This is a genomic window from Bacillus sp. TE8-1 (assembly GCF_008368855.1).
GTDB lineage: Bacteria > Bacillota > Bacilli > Bacillales > Bacillaceae_G > Bacillus_A > Bacillus_A cereus.
On sequence record NZ_QPET01000014.1, the window covers coordinates 32,713 to 49,972 of the forward strand.

Sequence of the window (17,260 nt, forward strand, 5' to 3'; positions counted from 1 at the left end):
TTTTATTTTACATCAAATGATTTTAAGTTGTCGCGACGGATTTTATCTTTTTCTGCATCTGATTTTTTGAAATCATAATCATATAAAGCGCCTTCCCAATCGCCATACATTGGATTCGGGAAAATAATGAACTTCTCACCAAATTGTGCTTTTGAATCTGCTACTGTTTGGTTACGATCTTTTACAGATTTTCCATCAAAACCTGTGAAATCAGATAAGTTATCACCGAAGAATAAGACAATATCATGGGTTTGAGAAACGAGTTCACGGCGTTTTTCTTTTCCTTTTTCTTTCGGATCTTGTAGTAATATATGTTCTTTCGTTGCTTGAGGAGCACCTACACGCTCAAGATTTTTAATTGTTGCATCTAGTTGATTCGTTTTACGATTTGAGATGTAGTAAATATCTACACCTTTAGACTCTGTATATTTTAAGAAATCAATTGCGCCTGGAAGGGCTTCAGCTTCAGCTTTGTTAATCCAATCATCCCATTTGTAAGGATAGCCTTTGCCTGTTTTTACGCTCATTGCCTGATGAGGACTGTTATCTAAAACAGTTTCGTCTAAATCAAGCACGATAGCAGGTTTTTTCTCTGTCCCTTTTGCAAGAATTGCATCAAGCTTTAATTGACCAATGTTGTACCCTTGGTAGTAAAGTGCTTTCGTTTCACCGGCTGTTTGATACCATAAATCAGCCATTAATTGTTGTTCTGTTAATTTTACTTTCTCTTCTTTCGCCACTGTTTTCTCTGGTGTTCCTGAACATGCTACAAGTGATGTAGATAGAACCGCTACAGATAATAAAGTGGTAATGCCCCTCTTCATCTTCATATGTATCCTCCTTGATGTTAGAAAATCATTTTATATTATATATTAAAATATAATATTTTTATATGAACATTTGCATATTGTCTTTTGTATATATAGTAGTATGTCCTATATTAGAAAGATGAGCAAAATAATAATAGTTGTTTTGACAAGTTTTATTGTCGTAATGACAATTATAATTGACAAAAAGAACTTTGTTATTTACAATTTTAACTAAATAGAACAAATGATGGATTCATGACGATGTTTACATATAAGAGGATGAAGCGTGGTGCTATATTTTGTCTTGAATAAACATAGTCTTTGAAAGAGAGTACGAATGATACTAAAGGGGAGGCTTTATACTTGAGTTTACAAATTCAAAACTTAACGAAACAATTTGGGGAATCAAAAGCAGTTAACGGTTTGCAAATTTCGTTACCAAAAGGTGAAGTACTAGGGTTACTTGGACGAAATGGTGCAGGGAAAACAACAACAATCAAAATGCTTCTCGGATTATTAACGCCTAATGAAGGTTCGATTACATGGGATGGAAAAGCATTTGGAAATAGTGGTGTAACAATTGGGTATTTACCAGAAGAAAGAGGTTTATATACAAAAAGTAGAGTAATAGATCAGCTGCGATATTTTGGTAGATTAGAAGGAATGTCGAAGAAAGAAGTGGATCACGCTATTGATCACTGGTTAGAGCGTTTAGCGATACCAGAATATAAATTTAAAACGGCTGGAGAGCTTTCAAAAGGGAATCAGCAAAAAATACAATTAATTGCTGCTCTTCTTCATAATCCGGAACTTCTCATTTTAGATGAACCATTCAGCGGCCTTGATCCAGTTAATGCTGGGATGCTAGCTAGTATTATTGAAGAACAAGTACAGAGCGGAAAGACGATTATTTTATCAAGTCATCGTATGGAACAAGTAGAGGCTTTTTGCCAACATGTATGTATTTTGAAAAAAGGTGAAGCAGTCGTAAAAGGACAGCTAAGTGATATTAAGAAAGAATACGGTTTCCGTAATTTAACGATTGAAGATACAGTAGAGAATGAAAAGGGATTAGAAGCTATACATGTATCGTATGAAAAACAACAAGGCCTTCTTTATGTGAAAGTACAAGACGATGCGGAAGCTCTCAAGATTTTGCAACAGTTGCAAGAGCAAGGTGTTAGCTTACGACAATTCAAAATGTTAGAGCCGACGTTAAACGAAATCTTTGTAGAGAGGGCGAAATAACGATGCGTAAATTTTCTCACGTATTTTCATTTTATTTTAGGGAAGCGTTTTTATCTAAGAAATCATTAATTACGAGTGCGATTTTATTTTTAGTTGTGTTTGGGATTTTTGCATTTAATCATTTTACTTCAGGCGATGATAAAAATAAGGATAAAGATAAAATTGCAGTTGTAGTAGAGAGTTCCACATATAAAGTACAAAAAGATGAGCTAAATAAGCTATTGCCATCAGCAAAAATAACAATTGGTTCAAAGGATGATTTTGATAAACTGCATAAGCAAGTAGAAGAAGGCGATTTAGATGGTCTATTCCATGTGACGGAAAAGGGTGGGGCTCCATCGATTACATATATGTATAATGGATTTCCAAGCCAAGCAACTTCTGCAATTATGGCAGGATATTTAAAGCAACAATATACGATGGTGACGATTGCCAAAAATAATGTTTCACCAGAAATTGCACAGCAATTACAAACAGAAATTCAAGTAAAGCAAGAAGCGATAAAAGATCGTACATCTTCTTTCGGAATTGCCTATTTCTTTACATTTGCTTTATATATGTTTATTGTAGCGTTCGGAAATACAATCGCAATGAATATTGCATCTGAAAAGGCGTCACGTGTAATGGAAGTAATGCTTCCGAAAGTGAAGCCTCTTACGATGATGTATGCGAAAATTTTAGCGGTTGTTTCAACGGCGTTATTGCAACTTGTCATATTGGCGTGTGGTTATCTTATTCCATATTTGTTAGGCTGGGTCGATTTAGAAAGTGCCTCACTATTTGGTATTCCAATTGACTTTACGAAATTAGATGCAAAGGTTATCAGCATGTTTCTTGTTTATTTCATTACGGGATATTTACTTTATGCGATGATGTATGCTGCTGCTGGAGCTGTCGTGTCTAAGACGGAGGATTTACAAGCTGTATCTTTCCCGGTAATGATTTTAATTATGGCTGCATTCTTTATTAGTATTAAATCATTAAGTGATCCAAATAGTACTATCGTTGTTGTAAGTTCTTACGTTCCATTTTTTACACCGATGGTTACCTTCTCACGTATTGTAGCTGGTGAAGCAGGTATGCTAGAAATTACGATAACATTAGCAGTCTTATTGGCGACAATTGCGGTATTAAATGCTGTTACAAGCCGCATTTACGTAAACGGCGTAATGAATTACTCAGATAAAGTGAAATTTAAAGATTTAGCGAAATTTATAAAGCGTCAATAATGAGAGAAAAGCATGATTTCCTATTGAAATCATGCTTTTTCTTTATGTATAAATTAAAAATAGTATATAATAATAAGAGTCGTCTTTTAATAGAATGAATAAAAAGGAGGGTGTGCAGATGGGGATTAGTAGTCGTTTTACAGTAGGTGTTCATATGCTGACATTACTTGCGATAGATCGAAACTCTCGCTGTACCTCTGAATGGATTGCCGGTAGTGTGAATACAAATCCAGTTGTGATTCGTCGCATTACAGGAATGTTGAAGAGAGCAGGGCTTGTTGATGTACAAGCTGGTAAAGGTGGTACGACACTTGCTCGAGATTTAGAAGAAATTACATTACTTGATGTATATAAAGCAGTGGAAGTTGTAGAAGAAGGACAACTATTTTCCTTCCATGAAAATCCCAACATTGAATGTCCAGTAGGAGCTAATATTCAATCAGTATTAGAAATTATTTTAATGCAAGCGCAAGAAGCGATGGAAAACGTACTTGCAAATGTAACGGTAGATCAATTAGTTACAAATTTAAAGTCTAAAATGAAAGAATAAAAAAAGCGAGCTTCCTCATAATGAGGGCTCGCATTTTTTTATTCAGAAATATTGAAAATTCTATTTTTCAGTATTTAAAATGAATTTACCTACGATAGCTGCAAAGATACCACCAAGAATTGGTGCTACGATGAATACCCATAGTTGAGAAAGTGCTTCTCCACCAACAAATAAAGCTGGTGCGATACTACGAGCTGGGTTAACAGATGTTCCAGTTAACGGAATTCCTAATAAGTGAATTAAAACTAATGTGAAACCAATTACTAGTCCAGCTAAAGAAGAACTTCCTTTTTTACCTGTTACAGCAACGATAACTAAAATAAATACGAAAGTTAAAATGAACTCAACTAAAAATGCTCCAGATAAACCAAGAGGTCCGAAACCATTTTGTCCTAAATTATCTAAAGGTGTTTTAGCAGATTTTAAAATTGTTACTAACGTTGCAGTTCCTAATAAACCACCTAAAATTTGAGCTAATACATAATAACAAAGTTCCATAGCGTTCATTCGTTTGTTGATGAACATAGCTACTGATACTGCTGGGTTAATGTGACATCCAGAAATTGTTCCGATGCTATATGCCATAGCTACAATAGATAGACCGAAAGCCATAGCGATTCCTAATGTTCCAATTCCTTCAATTCCGCCGCCAGTGACAGCTACTCCAGTTCCGAATAATACAAGTACAAATGTACCAATAAATTCAGCGATTGCTTTTTTTAACATAATTTACCTCCTATTAATGCGCATGAAACGTATTATAACATAAGTTTTAGTATAAACAGCCAATGAAATACTATTCTGATAAGGCGAAATAGGGGGACAATAAAAAAGAGTATGGTTCATCTCTATAGAACCATACCCTTTTTTTATGCCGATTTTTTCTGTTTAACGACTGGAACAGAACGGTTTAAAATACTATTTGCAACCATTCCTAACATGATAATAATCATTCCGATGAGAGAAAGTCCTTCAGGGAGTGAACCATTTAAGAAAATGATTTCTCCAAGTACGGTAAAGACCATCGTTCCAGCTTGTGTTGCTTCAACAGCTCCAAGTAGAGCGAGGTTATCTTTTGCTAAGTCAGTAGCAAAGAAAAATGTCATCGTTGCAATAACGCCGGAACATAACGCTAACAAAAATCCTTGAAGCATTTGGTTGGATGTTGGAATGCCAGTAGTAGAAAATCCGTATATACCAAGCAAGATTGTTATAGGAAGACTTCCAATTGCCATTCCTAATACACGTTGGAACGTATCAAGGCGTCCACCAACAAGCTCCATCATTTTTCGGTTACCGAACGGATATAAGAAAGCGGCTAATACGACAGGTAAAAAACCTGAAATGAACTGAGTCATTGTAATATGGCCTGCGGCAGTTGCTTGCATACAAATTACACCAAGTAAAATAAATAATGCAACATATAAGCTACGAAGTGGAATTTTTCCGCGTACAAGTTTCGTACCTGATTTTGTTTCTATTTTCACGAAAAATAGTGGTGATAGTAGTAAACCGGCTAAAATCGTAACTTGCCAAGTTCCAGCAACGAGCCAAGCTGGAGAAAAGACAGCTGCGAAACTTAATAAAGAATAAAAACCAATACCGGCAACAGAACCCCATCCGATCCATGCCAATGGATGTTTTTTTAACTCTTCCCATAATTCCCTAAAGTTTTTGCGAAATAAAACGATAAGGAATAAAATAGGAAGAGCAAATAAAAAACGGAAGGAAGCTGTCCAAGCCCAGCTCGTTCCAGATACATTCATTGCTCTATTAATAATAAAGGTTGCAGAAAAAAAGGCCGATGATAAAAGACCTAATAAAATTGCGCGCATGAAGTATAGCACTCCTTTCGAAAATAAATAATTATGTATAGTATGATATACTTTTAATTATTAAAAGTAAACTATTTTATACTTTGAGGTGGTTTTATATATGAAAGAAAATGAAGATATGCAAACGAAAGAAGTCATTCAACAAGTTGGACAGTTATTGAGACAAATTCGAAATGAACAGAAATTAAGTTTAGAAGAATTAGCCCATAAAACAGGAGTTAGTAAATTAACATTAGGAAAGATCGAAAGAGGGGAAACAAATCCGACACTAGCTGTCATTTGGAAAATAACGAAAGGGTTATCAATTCCTTTATCCAGATTAATGGTTGTTGGAGAACCTGTAGCTGTTGCGCGCTGTGGAGAAGGATTTGCAGTAGATGAAGGACAAGCGTGGCATTTAGAAACGATGTTCCGTTATACGAAAGAAACAGGGATGGAAATGCACCGTGCTTGTTTACGATCAAATAGTATATATGAGCCAGAAGCTCATCATGAAGGTGCGATTGAGCTTGTAACGGTAATGAAAGGGAAAGTGTCTATTCAAGTGGAGAATGATGTATACGAATTAAATGAGTTTGATTCCATTCAATTTGAAGCGAATAAGAAGCATATTTATAAAAATGAAGAAAAAGAAGTGGCGGTATTACATTTAACGATGAAATATTCTTCATGAAAAAATCACCTATAGGATTCTATAGGTGATTTGCTCTTCTTAAGTATGTGAAATAATGCCGTTAGTACGAACGTGGCATAAGTAATAAACAAATGAAATAAACTAAAAATCCTGTCCCAAAACATAAAACAGCAATAATCCAAATGATACGAATAAGAGTAGAGCTAATATCAAAATATTCTCCTAAACCACCACATATACCAAATAGCATTTTATCAGTTTCGGATTTACATAACTTTTTTGACATATTCCAATCAACTCCTTTTTATATCAAACTGCATACTTTTATTCTATATGGAAATTTATGAGAAGACTATGGGGTTGTATTACATTTTTTTGTGAGAAGTGATCGTATTAATTGTCTTAATTTTCAGTGGATATTAAACTTGTAGTTATGAGGTGATTTTTAATAAAGGGTGGGGAAATAGAGATGACAGTATATTGGTTGACTAACGTAATGCTTGAATCAGGATATACATATGAAGAAGAGAGAATTTCACAAACAGAAACAGAATTATGCAGTTTACTTATTGAAGATGGTCGAATTAAAAAAATTATAAAAGGGATTGTTCAAGAGGAAGATATAGTAACTTTTGATGCTAAGAACTTATTAATGTTGCCAGCTTTCAAAGAGATGCACATTCACATTGATAAAACATATTATAGTGGCCCATGGAAAGCTTGTATGCCAGCAGAAAGTATTTTTACACGTTTTAATGAAGAAGAAAAAATTTTACCAAAGCAATTAGCGACTGCCCAAAATAGAGCGGAAAATATGCTAGAGTTACTACTGCAAAATGGTGCAACGAATATTAGAACGCATTGTAATGTTGATCCAATTATTGGGCTTGGTAATTTGGAGGCGACGTTAGCGGCATTAGAAACATATAAAAATCGAGTATCTAGTAGAATTGTTGCGTTTCCGCAACATGGATTATTGCGCAGTAATTCTGTGCAACTCGTGAAAGATGCGATGCGTATGGGTGCTCATCTAGTCGGAGGAGTAGATCCAGCTACAGTGGATAATGACATTGAAAAGTCATTACATACAATTATAGATATCGCAGTCGAATTTAATGCGGATGTTGATATTCATTTGCACGATGCGAATAATCTTGGAACGTTTACGATGAAGAGATTGGCAAGTTTAACAGAAGAAGCAGGATGGCAAGGCCGTGTAACGATCAGTCATGCACTTGGACTTGGTGGTGTTACTGATAAAGAGGCTGAAGAAGTGGCAGAAAGACTCGCAAATGTAAATATTGATATTACTTCAACAGTGCCAATTGGTAAACAAGTAATCCCAATTCCGTTATTAGATAAAAAAGGTGTTAAGGTTTCATTAGGCAATGATAGCATTACAGATCATTGGTCACCGTTTGGAACAGGTGATATGCTTCAAAAGGCGAATCGATTAGCAGAGCGTTTTGGGTGGAGTGACGAAAGGTCTTTAGGAAAAGCACTCCGCTTTATTACAGGAGGAAAAGAAACGTTAAATAAGGAAGGGAAACGAGTATGGCCGAATGTAGGGGATGAAGCGAGCTTTGTTTTGACGAATGCGACATGCGCTGCTGAAGCAGTAGCACGTCAAACAGAAAAACGTTTAGTCGTGTATAAAGGAAATATTGTTGTTGGAAGTTTAAATGAGGTGGAATTAAATAATCTTGTGTAGAAGAATCGTTTAAATATTTTGAGGAGGGTTCTAATGGTGAGTATAGAACTCTTCTTTTTTATTCTTACAATATATTTTTATAGGAAAGCTAGAAGGGATGAAAAAATTGGACAATCAACATAACCAAAATCATATTATGGGAACTTTACAATGGTTTATATTTTTATTAGCAAATTCAATCGCACTACCAATTGTCGTTGGCGGATTATTTCATCTTACGACGGAAGAAATATTTTATTTAATGCAGCGTACGTTTTTTGTAGTTGGTATATCTTCTTTTTTACAAGGATGGCTTGGGCATAGACTGCCAATTGCGGATGGGCCGGCTGGATCTTGGGTTGGTGTATTTACCGTACTTGCTTATGCAACGGCCGGACAAGATCAATTACATAGTACACTGCAAATTTTAGAATTAGGAATGATAATCTCCGGTGTTATTCTAATAGGATTAGGAGTAACTGGTTTTATAGGACGTATTTTATTTTTATTTACGCCGCTTGTGACAGGGACGTTTTTACTTTTATTATGTTTACAATTAAGTGGTGTATTTTTAAAAGGAATGTTAGGAATTACAGCTACTATTTCTCAAATCGACGGATTTACAGCAATGATCGCGTTTAGTATATTTCTGTTCGTTATTATACTATCTAATTTTGGAAAAGGCTTTGTCAAAAGTTATGCAGTTTTAATAGGATTAATTAGTGGGTGGGTTATTTTTCTCATTGCAGGAAAAGTGACAATCCCATCTCAAGTAACTCATTTTGTGCAACTTCCACATATATTTGCTTGGGGACTTCCAAAATGGAATACAGGTATGGCTGTATCAAGTTTTGTTATGGTATGTATTTTAGTTTCGAATACGGTGGCAGCTATTATAGCAATTAATCAAGCAACTATTCATAAAGCGACTATTGAACAAAAACAGTTGAAAGATGGAACATGGGTTGGAGGGATTTCGCATATCATCTCTTCTGTATTTTCAACTGTAGGTGTCGTTCCGTTACCAGCAACGGCAGGATTTATACGTTTAACAAAACAAAAGTATATACGATCGTTCTTAATGGCATGTGCGTTACTAGTCGTAATGTCTCTTTTTCCAAGTATTATTCGTTACTTAGCATCTTTACCATCAGCTGTCGCATCGGCTGTTTTAATGGCTTCGTTCGTACAGTTAATTGGAATTGGATTTAATAATATAAAACAAGTGCCGATGAGTGAAAGGAATGTGACGATTTTAGGCGTTGCAGTATTATTTGGCAGCGGCGTTATGTTTTTACCGTCTGGAGTACTCCAATCCTTGCCGTCTGTTATGCAATATATATTCGGTAATGGTTTATTCGTAGGTACGGTTGTAAGTATATTGCTAGAACAAATATGGCGCGTTGGAAAGTAAGTGGATAAAAAGAGTGTACGCACTGTATAAAAGTCTAAAATAACATAGGAAATAAAGCCCATTTTCATTCACCACCTGCACATTTCGTTCATACAATATCTTGACTAAATAAACACCCAACTTACACATACACAGCTCTGGCTTAAGCAAGGAGGGTTATACCAGTTGAAGGAAAAAGCGTATCAATCTAAACCTTTACTCACAAAGAGAGAGAGAGAAGTATTTGAATTGCTGGTTCAAGATAAAACAACGAAGGAAATTGCAGGTGAACTTTTTATAAGTGAAAAGACAGTTCGCAACCACATCTCAAACGCAATGCAAAAGCTAGGGGTTAAAGGACGTTCACAAGCAGTTGTGGAGCTTCTTCGTATGGGAGAGCTCGAATTATAAGAAAGCAGCCGACTTTTATATAAAAGTCGGCTATTTTTTTGTTTGCTTCACTTGCTATATGAATGATAAAAACGTTTCATACATAAATAGGTAATAAGGAGGGGATATGTTGAAAAGGATACTGTTAGTTTCAACAAGTGCTCATGATATGAATGGACACCCGACTGGTTTGTGGCTTGAAGAGCTCGCAGCTCCTTATCATGTATTAAAAAAGGCTAAGTTTGATGTTGATATTGTGTCAATAAAAGGCGGGAGAGTACCTATAGATAGAGTGTCTATTCCGAATGGTATACCTCGCGAATTCAAGCATGTAGCTTCTTTATTGCAAAATACGAGGCCGATTTCAAATGTTCATTTTTCGGATTATGATGCGGTTTTATTTGGTGGTGGGCACGGGGCGATTGTAGATTTTCCAGGTAATCCATATGTAGCAAATTTGATTGAGAATATGTATAACAATAACCGGATTGTAGCGGCTGTTTGTCACGGAGTAAGCTCTTTAGTCGGTGTGAAAAATAAGGATGGCTCGTTTTTTGTTGCGGGTAAGCGTATAACAGGTTATACAAACGATGAAGAAAGAGCTGTACATTTAGAAAAGCGCGTTCCGTTTTTGCTAGAAAGTAAGTTGAAAGAAGAAGGAGCTTTATTTTATGTAGCCCCCAATTTTACGTCGCATGTAGTAGTAGATGGTCATTTAATTACAGGACAAAATCCACAGTCTAGCGTGGAAATAGGTAAGGCTATAAAAAGGGCTGTAAATAAATTATAGAAAAAGTACCCGCTACTAACAAAGGTAGTGGGTATTTTTATCCCTCTATTTTCCAGGTAGTAGGACCGCGATTGGTGAGGGCTAATAATCAGTGGGGGATGAACAAAACTCCCACTGATTAAAGTTTCACTTTATTCTAAAATTCCCGCCTCAAAATTGGTTTGTAACCGTCCAGTTGGTAATAATTGATTATAGTTTTTTATGTATAGTATATGAAAATGTAATAAACTAAAAAGGCATAATGAGTATAATAACTTCATTTATAATCATTCGTGAATTTGCTATACTATTTTGTATGGACAAAAGGGGAGGCTCTTTTAAATGAGAAAAGTCGCATGTGCAAATACTTATATTAATAAAATAAAGCCCATTATTAGAAAGACAAGTTTTAGCCAATTGAAAATAGATGAAATTGCGAAATATATGGATATTAGTAAAGCTACTTTATATAAACGTTTTTCTTCGAAAGATGAAATTATTGAGGCGGTAGTAGAGGATTTCATGAACTATCTACTCGAAGGTGATGCGGATAATCAAGATGAAAGTATGTCATTTACAGAACGTTTCCAAAAGACGTTTATCCATTCTTTAAAATGTGTGACATATATTTCGGATGTTTTTTTGCAAGATTTGAAAGAAGCATATCCGCATTTGTCGGATCAATTAGTCGCTGCCCAACAAAATCGTAATCATAATTTGCAAATGTTTTTTGAAGCGGGTATGGAACAAGGTTATTTTAATAAAATGAATGCACAATTATTTATGGTACAAGATGATGTGATGTTAAGACGTATTATAGATCATTCTTTTTGTATTCAGTACGATATTACGTTAAAGAAAGCGATACTTGATTTTTATCAATTAAAGAAGTATCAACTTTTTAAACCAGAGTATATAGAAGCAATTGATGATTCTGAAATTGAAAAAGAAGTTATTGCTATTTTGCAAATGATTTCGTAAAAAAGCAGATCTCCCTTAATAGAGGAGAATCTGCTTTTTTAGTACATATTATTTTTGCAACTGCTTTAATACTAATTCGGCTACTGGACCACCTGAAGCTGGGTTTTGACCAGTGATAACACGATTATCTTCTAGAGCATAAGCTTCCCACGGTTGCGCGGCTTTTTCGTAAAGTCCTCCATTTTTAATGAGTTCATCTTCTGTTAAAAATGGAACGAATTGATCTAATTCAGCTAATTTTTCTTCTTCATTTGAAAAGCCTGTTACCTTCTTACCGCTAATTAAACGATCCCCATTGCTTAATGTAATATGAAATAAACCAGCAGCTCCATGACAAACGGAAGAAACAATTCCGCCGTTTTCATAAATATTGCGGCTAATATTTTGAAGTTCTTTATTTTCTGGGAAGTCCCAAATAACCCCGTGGCCACCTGCGTAATAAATAACAGCGTAGTCTTCTGGATTCACTTCACTTGGTTTCATTGTAGAACCGAGGCGATTCATAAACTCTTTCTTTTGATACCATTCCCAATCGATGCTCTCCGCCATTGCTAAACTATGTGGATCAATTGGTGTATAACCGCCTTGTGGACTGACGTAATCAACTTCGTAACCCGCTTCTTCTACTTTTTTTACGAAATGTACAGCTTCACCAAGCCAAAGTCCGGTAGCCCTATTTAAATTTGGATATTTTTCTACGCTTGTTAATACAACTAACATTTTTCTCTTCATCATAATCCTCCTATAATGTCTCTTCATATATAAAAGTTCTGTATGCGTTTCATTTTATTAAGTTAAAAAATGTAAATTTGAATAATCATGCCAGTCCTCCTTATATCGGCTTCGAAATTAGTGTATAATAACTTTTGAACAAAGTAAACTAAAAAGGCTTAATTAGTTTACTTTGTATATTTTTCATTGACAAACTGTAATGCTGAAACTATGATAGTTCCATGAATATCGAACAACATACGTGTTTCGTTTCGAATTCAATTTACCCCGCATTAACGGGCAGTAAGACCCCCATCTCAAAATTCAGCGGAAGCAAAGAAGTTAGGTGGGGGTTGGGCTGCCCGTAAAAGCCCGATTGGTGAGGGCTAATAATCAGTGGGGGATGAACACAAACCTCACTGATTAAAGTTTCACTTTATCGCGCGATAAATTAGCAACTTTTACACATTTAATGAAGTTATTTAGTGGTGATACAACATTTAAATAACTTCATTTTTTTATCTATAGTTTGACAGTTTTAAAATTGCAATCAGGAGAGTGTTACACATGGGGAAAGATATAAGAAACCATTCGAAATGGTTTGTTTTTACATTATGTTTTATTGTTTTGTTAGGACCGATGAACGCTGTGTTATTTAATGTAGCGCTAGAGGATATTGCCAATGATTTATCAATTAGTCAATCGAAAGTAAGCTGGGTTGTAGTAGGGTATTCCTTAGTTGTCGGTATTGGTTCGATAATGTATGGAAAGCTGGCTGATCGTTACAGTGTAAAAAGACTATTAATTATTTCTATTATCATATTTGTAGCTGGTTCTATTGTTGGATTTGTGAATCAATCTTATGAAATTATCATTTTCGCAAGGTTAGTGCAGGCGAGCGGCGGAGCAGCGTTTATTGCGCTTAGTATGATTGCGGTGGCGAAATTAGTTGCTCCAGCTAAAAAACCAGGTGCGTTAGCAATGATTAGTTCTTCTATTGCATTAGCGGTTGGTATTGGACCTTTAGTAGGTGGGGCAATTACAAATACGTTAGGGTGGCCGTATTTATTTTTATTTATGGTTATTTCAATGATTGGTATTTTCTTACTCGTAAAATTTATGCCAGAAGGGGCGCGACATACAGATGAAGTGTTTCGCTTTGATTTCATTGGAGCAGTTTTATTATTTGTATTGATTACGACCATTTTATTAGGAGTTAATATTAATAGTTGGCTTTTTGTGTTATCTGTTGTTTTTCTATTTTTATTTAAGGCTCATATGAAGAGAACGGAGTCGCCGTTTATTGATATTGAGTTATTTACAAATAAACCATTACTTCGTTTAATAGCGGTCGGATTTATCATTAATGTGGCGTTATGTGCTAGTTTATTATTATTACCATTACTGTTAGGAAGAGGACATGGATTGTCTCCATTCGTTATTGGAATTGTATTGTTTATTGCATCTCTCTTTGGTATTGTATCTAGTTTTATTACCGGAAAGATTATTCCTTCGTTTGGGAATGTGAAGATGATGTATGTAGCTTCTGTAGTTATGATCATTGGCTTTTTAATTTTAGGGATTATTCCGGACGGGAACTTACTCTTTATTTTATTTGCGGTTATTTTAACATTTATGAGTTATTCGGCAATTCAAGTATCATTAAACACATTTATCCCGAAAACATTAAATCCAGCTAAAGTTGGAGTCGGTCTTGGTTTATATAATTTAATTAACTTTTTCGGTATGGCATTTGGACCAGCTGTAGCGAGCAAAATTATGGAATCTACAAATAGTTATCGATTGAATTTTATTTTGATTGTCATTTTAATTGCTGCTCATTTCTTCTTATTAATGGGAATGTCTTCTTTTCAAAAAAAGATGGAGCAATGAATATGCACTTTATATAGAAGAAACCGACTTTCTTATAGAAGGTCGGTTATTTTTCTATCTTGCAAATTACGAAAAAAAGGAGCAAAATAAAAAAGGTCCTAGTCTATACATGGGAAAATGAAAATTTTCATACAGAAGCATTTGAAGTGAGCGAACTTAAAGTGTGTAAAATATAATGATAAACATAAAAGATGATGAATGAGAAAACGGGTGATGAAGTTGAATAGAGCAATCGGTGTTATCGATTCAGGAGTTGGCGGTTTAACAGTAGCGAAGGAATTAATTCGTCAGTTGCCGAAAGAGCGTATCATATATTTAGGAGATACAGCACGTTGTCCTTATGGTCCACGTTCTCGAGAAGAAGTACGTCAATTTACGTGGGAAATGACAGAGCATTTACTAGATTTAAATATTAAAATGTTAGTTATTGCGTGTAATACAGCAACTGCAGTTGTATTAGAAGAGATGCAAAAACAATTACCAATTCCAGTAGTAGGAGTTATTCACCCAGGATCACGTACAGCTTTAAAAGTGACAAACACGTATCACGTTGGGATTATTGGAACGATTGGAACGGTGAAAAGTGGTGCATACGAAGAGGCGTTAAAGTCTATTAATAACCGTGTTATGGTAGAAAGTTTAGCTTGTCCACCTTTCGTTGAACTTGTAGAGAGTGGGAATTTCGAAAGTGAAATGGCGTATGAAGTTGTAAGAGAAACGTTGCAACCACTGAAAAGTACCGATATTGATACACTTATATTGGGGTGTACACATTATCCGATTTTAGGACCTGTTATTAAAAAAGTAATGGGAGATAAAGTGCAACTAATTAGTTCTGGTGATGAAACAGCACGTGAAGTAAGTACAATCTTATATCATAGTAAAATGTTGAATGAAGGAGAAGAACAAAGCGATCATCTCTTCTTAACAACAGGAAAAATAGGCTTGTTTAAAGAAATTGCATCAAAATGGTTCGGTCAACCGATTGAAAATGTGAAGCATATTCATTTAGAAAAAGAATAATAGTAGAATTTATATAAGTGAGCTCCTGAGAAATCAGGAGTTTTTGTTTTATCTTGCTATTTGCTGGGGAGTAAGACCCCTGTTGATTAAAGTTTCAATTTATAAGAGGCGCAGCTTGTTCTAAAACGTGAAACAGCTCGTATACATAATAGTACAAACTTAGATTTTAGGGGGGAATGGCATGCCTAAATCCACTTTTAAATGGGTTGTTGGTGCTACTGTGAGTGCTGTTTTACTAACAGGGTGTGGCTTTATAAATCAAGAGAAAGCAACTGAACAAATTGATCCGCCAAAACAAGTTACGTATACAGAGGGTGGGAAGAAAGAAGTAGCTAAAAAAGATAAGCAAGGGCAAATGGTAAATAGAGAACTATACCTTGTTGATAAAAATGGTTATGTTGTACCACAAACGTTAGCTATACCTACTCCGAAAGCAAATGAGACTGTGAAGCAAACGTTAGAATACCTTGTGAAAGATGGACCGGTAACGAATTTATTACCGAATGGGTTTCGTGCAGTCATTCCGGCGAATACAACGATGACCTTAGATTTGAAAAAGGACGGAACGGCAGTTATTGATTTCTCTAAAGAAATGAAAAACTATGCGAAAGAAGAAGAGCGTCAAATCGTTGAATCTATAGCTTGGACGTTGACGCAATTTACAGAGATAAAACAAGTGCAGTTCCAAATAAATGGTGAGAAATTGGCAAAGATGCCGGTTGGTGGTACACCGCTTGGTGAAGGAGTGAGCCGTGCAAATGGTATTAACTTCGATGATGAACAAGTAGCAGATGTAACAAATACAAAACCAGTCACACTGTATTTTATGGCGCAAAACAATAATAAACAGCAATACTACGTACCAGTCACACGCCGCGTTGCGGAAGGTAAAGAAAATGACTATGCAACAATTATAGATGAACTTGTAAAAGGTCCGATCCATCAATCGCTCCTGAATGATTTTAATCCAGGCGTTAAGCTTATTACGAATCCGAAATTACAAGACGGAAATCTTACATTAAACTTTAATGAAAATATATTTGTAAACCCAGATAAAAATATGATCTCAAATTACGTATTGAAGTCGTTAGTTTTATCTTTAACAGAAAAGAAAGGTGTGAAAAATATTTCTATTGAAGTGAATGGAAAAGCAAATCTTATAGATGAAAAGGGCGGAAAGTTAATAAAACCTGTAGATCGTCCAGAAAACGTGAATACAGGTAGTTTTTAATCGTCAATAATTTGATATACTTAAGTAAGAAAGAGGAATTGCTTTTTGGGTTCCTCTTCTTTTATTGTATACATATCATACATTTAAATTTGGCTATACTAACAAGTAGTTATGAGGAGGTTATTTTTATGCGAGTAGATGGTAGAGAGAAAACAGAATTACGCCATATACATATTCATACGAATTATTTAAAACATCCAGAAGGATCAGTGTTAATTGAGGTTGGGGATACAAAGGTAATTTGCTCAGCGACAATTGAAGAGCGTGTCCCGCCATTTATGCGTGGAGAAGGAAAGGGCTGGGTAACAGCTGAATATGCGATGATTCCACGTGCGACAGAACAACGTACAATTAGGGAGTCAAGCAAAGGGAAAGTAACAGGACGTACAATGGAAATCCAGCGCTTAATAGGACGAGCATTACGTGCGGTAGTTGATTTAGAAGCGCTTGGCGAGAGAACAGTTTGGATTGACTGTGATGTCATCCAAGCAGATGGTGGAACGAGAACAGCTTCTATTACAGGTGCATATGTAGCGATGGTATTAGCTTTCGAGAAATTATTACAAGCAGAAAAAGTATCTAAAATTCCAGTAAAAGATTATTTAGCAGCAACATCAGTAGGAATTGTTGAAGAGCAAGGTGTTGTTTTAGATTTAAACTATGCAGAAGATTCTAAAGCAGACGTTGATATGAATGTAATTATGACTGGAAAAGGTCAGTTCGTTGAAGTGCAAGGAACTGGAGAAGAAGCGACGTTTAGTAGAGCGCAGTTAAATGAATTACTTGATGCAGCAGAACAAGGCATTTTCCAACTGATTGATATGCAAAAAGAAGCGTTAGGTGACATCGTATCTCATATAGAGTAGAGGTGGAA

General features: G+C 35.4%; 18 protein-coding genes. 13 read left to right on the top strand and 5 right to left on the bottom strand.

Annotated elements, in window-relative coordinates; genetic code table 11:
- Positions 1-2: 2 nt before the first annotated feature.
- Complete coding sequence (locus tag DN404_RS11935; protein ID WP_000782767.1) at positions 3-830, bottom strand: 5'-nucleotidase, lipoprotein e(P4) family; 828 nt, start codon at positions 828-830, stop codon at positions 3-5.
- A gap of 342 nt (positions 831-1,172) precedes the next feature.
- On the opposite strand from DN404_RS11935, the gene DN404_RS11940 reads away from it, so the two are divergent.
- The 3 genes from DN404_RS11940 (at position 1,173) to DN404_RS11950 (ending at position 3,836) form a co-directional block, all read left to right on the top strand.
- Positions 1,173-2,057, top strand: coding sequence for an ABC transporter ATP-binding protein (locus DN404_RS11940; protein ID WP_000058117.1), 885 nt, complete (start codon positions 1,173-1,175; stop codon positions 2,055-2,057).
- 2 nt (positions 2,058-2,059) lie between these two features.
- A complete protein-coding gene (locus tag DN404_RS11945) occupies positions 2,060-3,286 on the top strand; it encodes an ABC transporter permease (RefSeq protein ID WP_001224980.1) in 1,227 nt (408 codons plus the stop codon).
- Positions 3,287-3,404: 118 nt separating this feature from the next.
- Positions 3,405-3,836, top strand: a complete 432-nt coding sequence (locus DN404_RS11950; RefSeq protein ID WP_000512998.1) for an Rrf2 family transcriptional regulator — start codon at positions 3,405-3,407, stop codon at positions 3,834-3,836.
- Between the two features lie 60 nt (positions 3,837-3,896).
- Here DN404_RS11950 and DN404_RS11955 read toward each other — a convergent pair whose 3' ends face one another.
- Positions 3,897-4,562: an aquaporin gene (locus tag DN404_RS11955; RefSeq protein WP_049107093.1), complete on the bottom strand. Its 666-nt coding sequence runs from the start codon at positions 4,560-4,562 to the stop codon at positions 3,897-3,899.
- A 143-nt stretch (positions 4,563-4,705) separates the two neighbouring features.
- Entirely contained in the window at positions 4,706-5,671 is a 966-nt protein-coding gene (locus tag DN404_RS11960) for a DMT family transporter (RefSeq protein ID WP_001201624.1), read from the bottom strand.
- Positions 5,672-5,771: 100 nt separating this feature from the next.
- Here DN404_RS11960 and DN404_RS11965 point away from each other — a divergent pair, with 100 nt between their 5' ends.
- On the top strand, positions 5,772-6,344 hold the full coding sequence (locus tag DN404_RS11965) for a helix-turn-helix domain-containing protein (RefSeq protein WP_065703107.1): 573 nt from the start codon (positions 5,772-5,774) through the stop codon (positions 6,342-6,344).
- A gap of 61 nt (positions 6,345-6,405) precedes the next feature.
- On the opposite strand, the gene DN404_RS11970 is transcribed toward DN404_RS11965, so the two are convergent.
- A complete protein-coding gene (locus DN404_RS11970) occupies positions 6,406-6,591 on the bottom strand; it encodes a PspC domain-containing protein (RefSeq protein ID WP_000038409.1) in 186 nt (61 codons plus the stop codon).
- A gap of 183 nt (positions 6,592-6,774) precedes the next feature.
- On the opposite strand from DN404_RS11970, the gene DN404_RS11975 reads away from it, so the two are divergent.
- The 5 genes from DN404_RS11975 (at position 6,775) to DN404_RS11995 (ending at position 11,528) form a co-directional block, all read left to right on the top strand.
- On the top strand, positions 6,775-8,016 hold the full coding sequence (locus DN404_RS11975; protein ID WP_149215091.1) for an amidohydrolase family protein: 1,242 nt from the start codon (positions 6,775-6,777) through the stop codon (positions 8,014-8,016).
- A 97-nt stretch (positions 8,017-8,113) separates the two neighbouring features.
- Complete coding sequence (locus tag DN404_RS11980; protein ID WP_025710198.1) at positions 8,114-9,409, top strand: purine/pyrimidine permease; 1,296 nt, start codon at positions 8,114-8,116, stop codon at positions 9,407-9,409.
- Positions 9,410-9,574: 165 nt separating this feature from the next.
- Positions 9,575-9,799 carry a spore germination transcription factor GerE gene (gene gerE, locus DN404_RS11985; RefSeq protein WP_000659484.1) on the top strand — a complete coding sequence of 75 codons (225 nt, stop codon included), beginning with the start codon at positions 9,575-9,577 and terminating at the stop codon, positions 9,797-9,799.
- A gap of 106 nt (positions 9,800-9,905) precedes the next feature.
- A complete protein-coding gene (locus DN404_RS11990; protein WP_149215092.1) occupies positions 9,906-10,568 on the top strand; it encodes a type 1 glutamine amidotransferase domain-containing protein in 663 nt (220 codons plus the stop codon).
- A 321-nt stretch (positions 10,569-10,889) separates the two neighbouring features.
- A complete protein-coding gene (locus DN404_RS11995) occupies positions 10,890-11,528 on the top strand; it encodes a TetR/AcrR family transcriptional regulator (RefSeq protein ID WP_001233006.1) in 639 nt (212 codons plus the stop codon).
- Between the two features lie 48 nt (positions 11,529-11,576).
- Here DN404_RS11995 and DN404_RS12000 read toward each other — a convergent pair whose 3' ends face one another.
- Complete coding sequence (locus DN404_RS12000; RefSeq protein ID WP_000823848.1) at positions 11,577-12,260, bottom strand: type 1 glutamine amidotransferase domain-containing protein; 684 nt, start codon at positions 12,258-12,260, stop codon at positions 11,577-11,579.
- Between the two features lie 546 nt (positions 12,261-12,806).
- Between DN404_RS12000 and DN404_RS12005 the strand changes: the two genes are divergently transcribed.
- The 4 genes from DN404_RS12005 (at position 12,807) to rph (ending at position 17,252) form a co-directional block, all read left to right on the top strand.
- Complete coding sequence (locus DN404_RS12005) at positions 12,807-14,132, top strand: MFS transporter (protein WP_149215093.1); 1,326 nt, start codon at positions 12,807-12,809, stop codon at positions 14,130-14,132.
- A 213-nt stretch (positions 14,133-14,345) separates the two neighbouring features.
- Positions 14,346-15,155 carry a glutamate racemase gene (gene racE / locus DN404_RS12010; protein WP_000774005.1) on the top strand — a complete coding sequence of 270 codons (810 nt, stop codon included), beginning with the start codon at positions 14,346-14,348 and terminating at the stop codon, positions 15,153-15,155.
- A gap of 181 nt (positions 15,156-15,336) precedes the next feature.
- Positions 15,337-16,386, top strand: coding sequence for a spore germination protein GerM (gerM, locus tag DN404_RS12015; protein WP_001126748.1), 1,050 nt, complete (start codon positions 15,337-15,339; stop codon positions 16,384-16,386).
- 128 nt (positions 16,387-16,514) lie between these two features.
- Positions 16,515-17,252: a ribonuclease PH gene (rph, locus tag DN404_RS12020; RefSeq protein WP_001261765.1), complete on the top strand. Its 738-nt coding sequence runs from the start codon at positions 16,515-16,517 to the stop codon at positions 17,250-17,252.
- Positions 17,253-17,260: the final 8 nt, after the last annotated feature.

Excerpts from the sequence above, each read along its gene's own strand:
- DN404_RS11945 (WP_001224980.1), top strand. The coding sequence starts at position 2,060 with ATGCGTAAATTTTCTCACGTATTTTCATTTTATTTTAGGGAAGCGTTT.
- DN404_RS11960 (WP_001201624.1), bottom strand. The coding sequence starts at position 5,671 with ATGCGCGCAATTTTATTAGGTCTTTTATCATCGGCCTTTTTTTCTGCA.
- DN404_RS12000 (WP_000823848.1), bottom strand. The coding sequence starts at position 12,260 with ATGAAGAGAAAAATGTTAGTTGTATTAACAAGCGTAGAAAAATATCCA.
- DN404_RS11965 (WP_065703107.1), top strand. The coding sequence starts at position 5,772 with ATGAAAGAAAATGAAGATATGCAAACGAAAGAAGTCATTCAACAAGTT.
- DN404_RS11950 (WP_000512998.1), top strand. The coding sequence starts at position 3,405 with ATGGGGATTAGTAGTCGTTTTACAGTAGGTGTTCATATGCTGACATTA.
- DN404_RS12005 (WP_149215093.1), top strand. The coding sequence starts at position 12,807 with ATGGGGAAAGATATAAGAAACCATTCGAAATGGTTTGTTTTTACATTA.
- DN404_RS11980 (WP_025710198.1), top strand. The coding sequence starts at position 8,114 with ATGAAAAAATTGGACAATCAACATAACCAAAATCATATTATGGGAACT.
- DN404_RS11935 (WP_000782767.1), bottom strand. The coding sequence starts at position 830 with ATGAAGATGAAGAGGGGCATTACCACTTTATTATCTGTAGCGGTTCTA.
- gerM (WP_001126748.1), top strand. The coding sequence starts at position 15,337 with ATGCCTAAATCCACTTTTAAATGGGTTGTTGGTGCTACTGTGAGTGCT.
- DN404_RS11990 (WP_149215092.1), top strand. The coding sequence starts at position 9,906 with ATGTTGAAAAGGATACTGTTAGTTTCAACAAGTGCTCATGATATGAAT.
- DN404_RS11975 (WP_149215091.1), top strand. The coding sequence starts at position 6,775 with ATGACAGTATATTGGTTGACTAACGTAATGCTTGAATCAGGATATACA.
- DN404_RS11995 (WP_001233006.1), top strand. The coding sequence starts at position 10,890 with ATGAGAAAAGTCGCATGTGCAAATACTTATATTAATAAAATAAAGCCC.
- rph (WP_001261765.1), top strand. The coding sequence starts at position 16,515 with ATGCGAGTAGATGGTAGAGAGAAAACAGAATTACGCCATATACATATT.
- DN404_RS11970 (WP_000038409.1), bottom strand. The coding sequence starts at position 6,591 with ATGTCAAAAAAGTTATGTAAATCCGAAACTGATAAAATGCTATTTGGT.
- DN404_RS11955 (WP_049107093.1), bottom strand. The coding sequence starts at position 4,562 with ATGTTAAAAAAAGCAATCGCTGAATTTATTGGTACATTTGTACTTGTA.
- racE (WP_000774005.1), top strand. The coding sequence starts at position 14,346 with ATGAAGTTGAATAGAGCAATCGGTGTTATCGATTCAGGAGTTGGCGGT.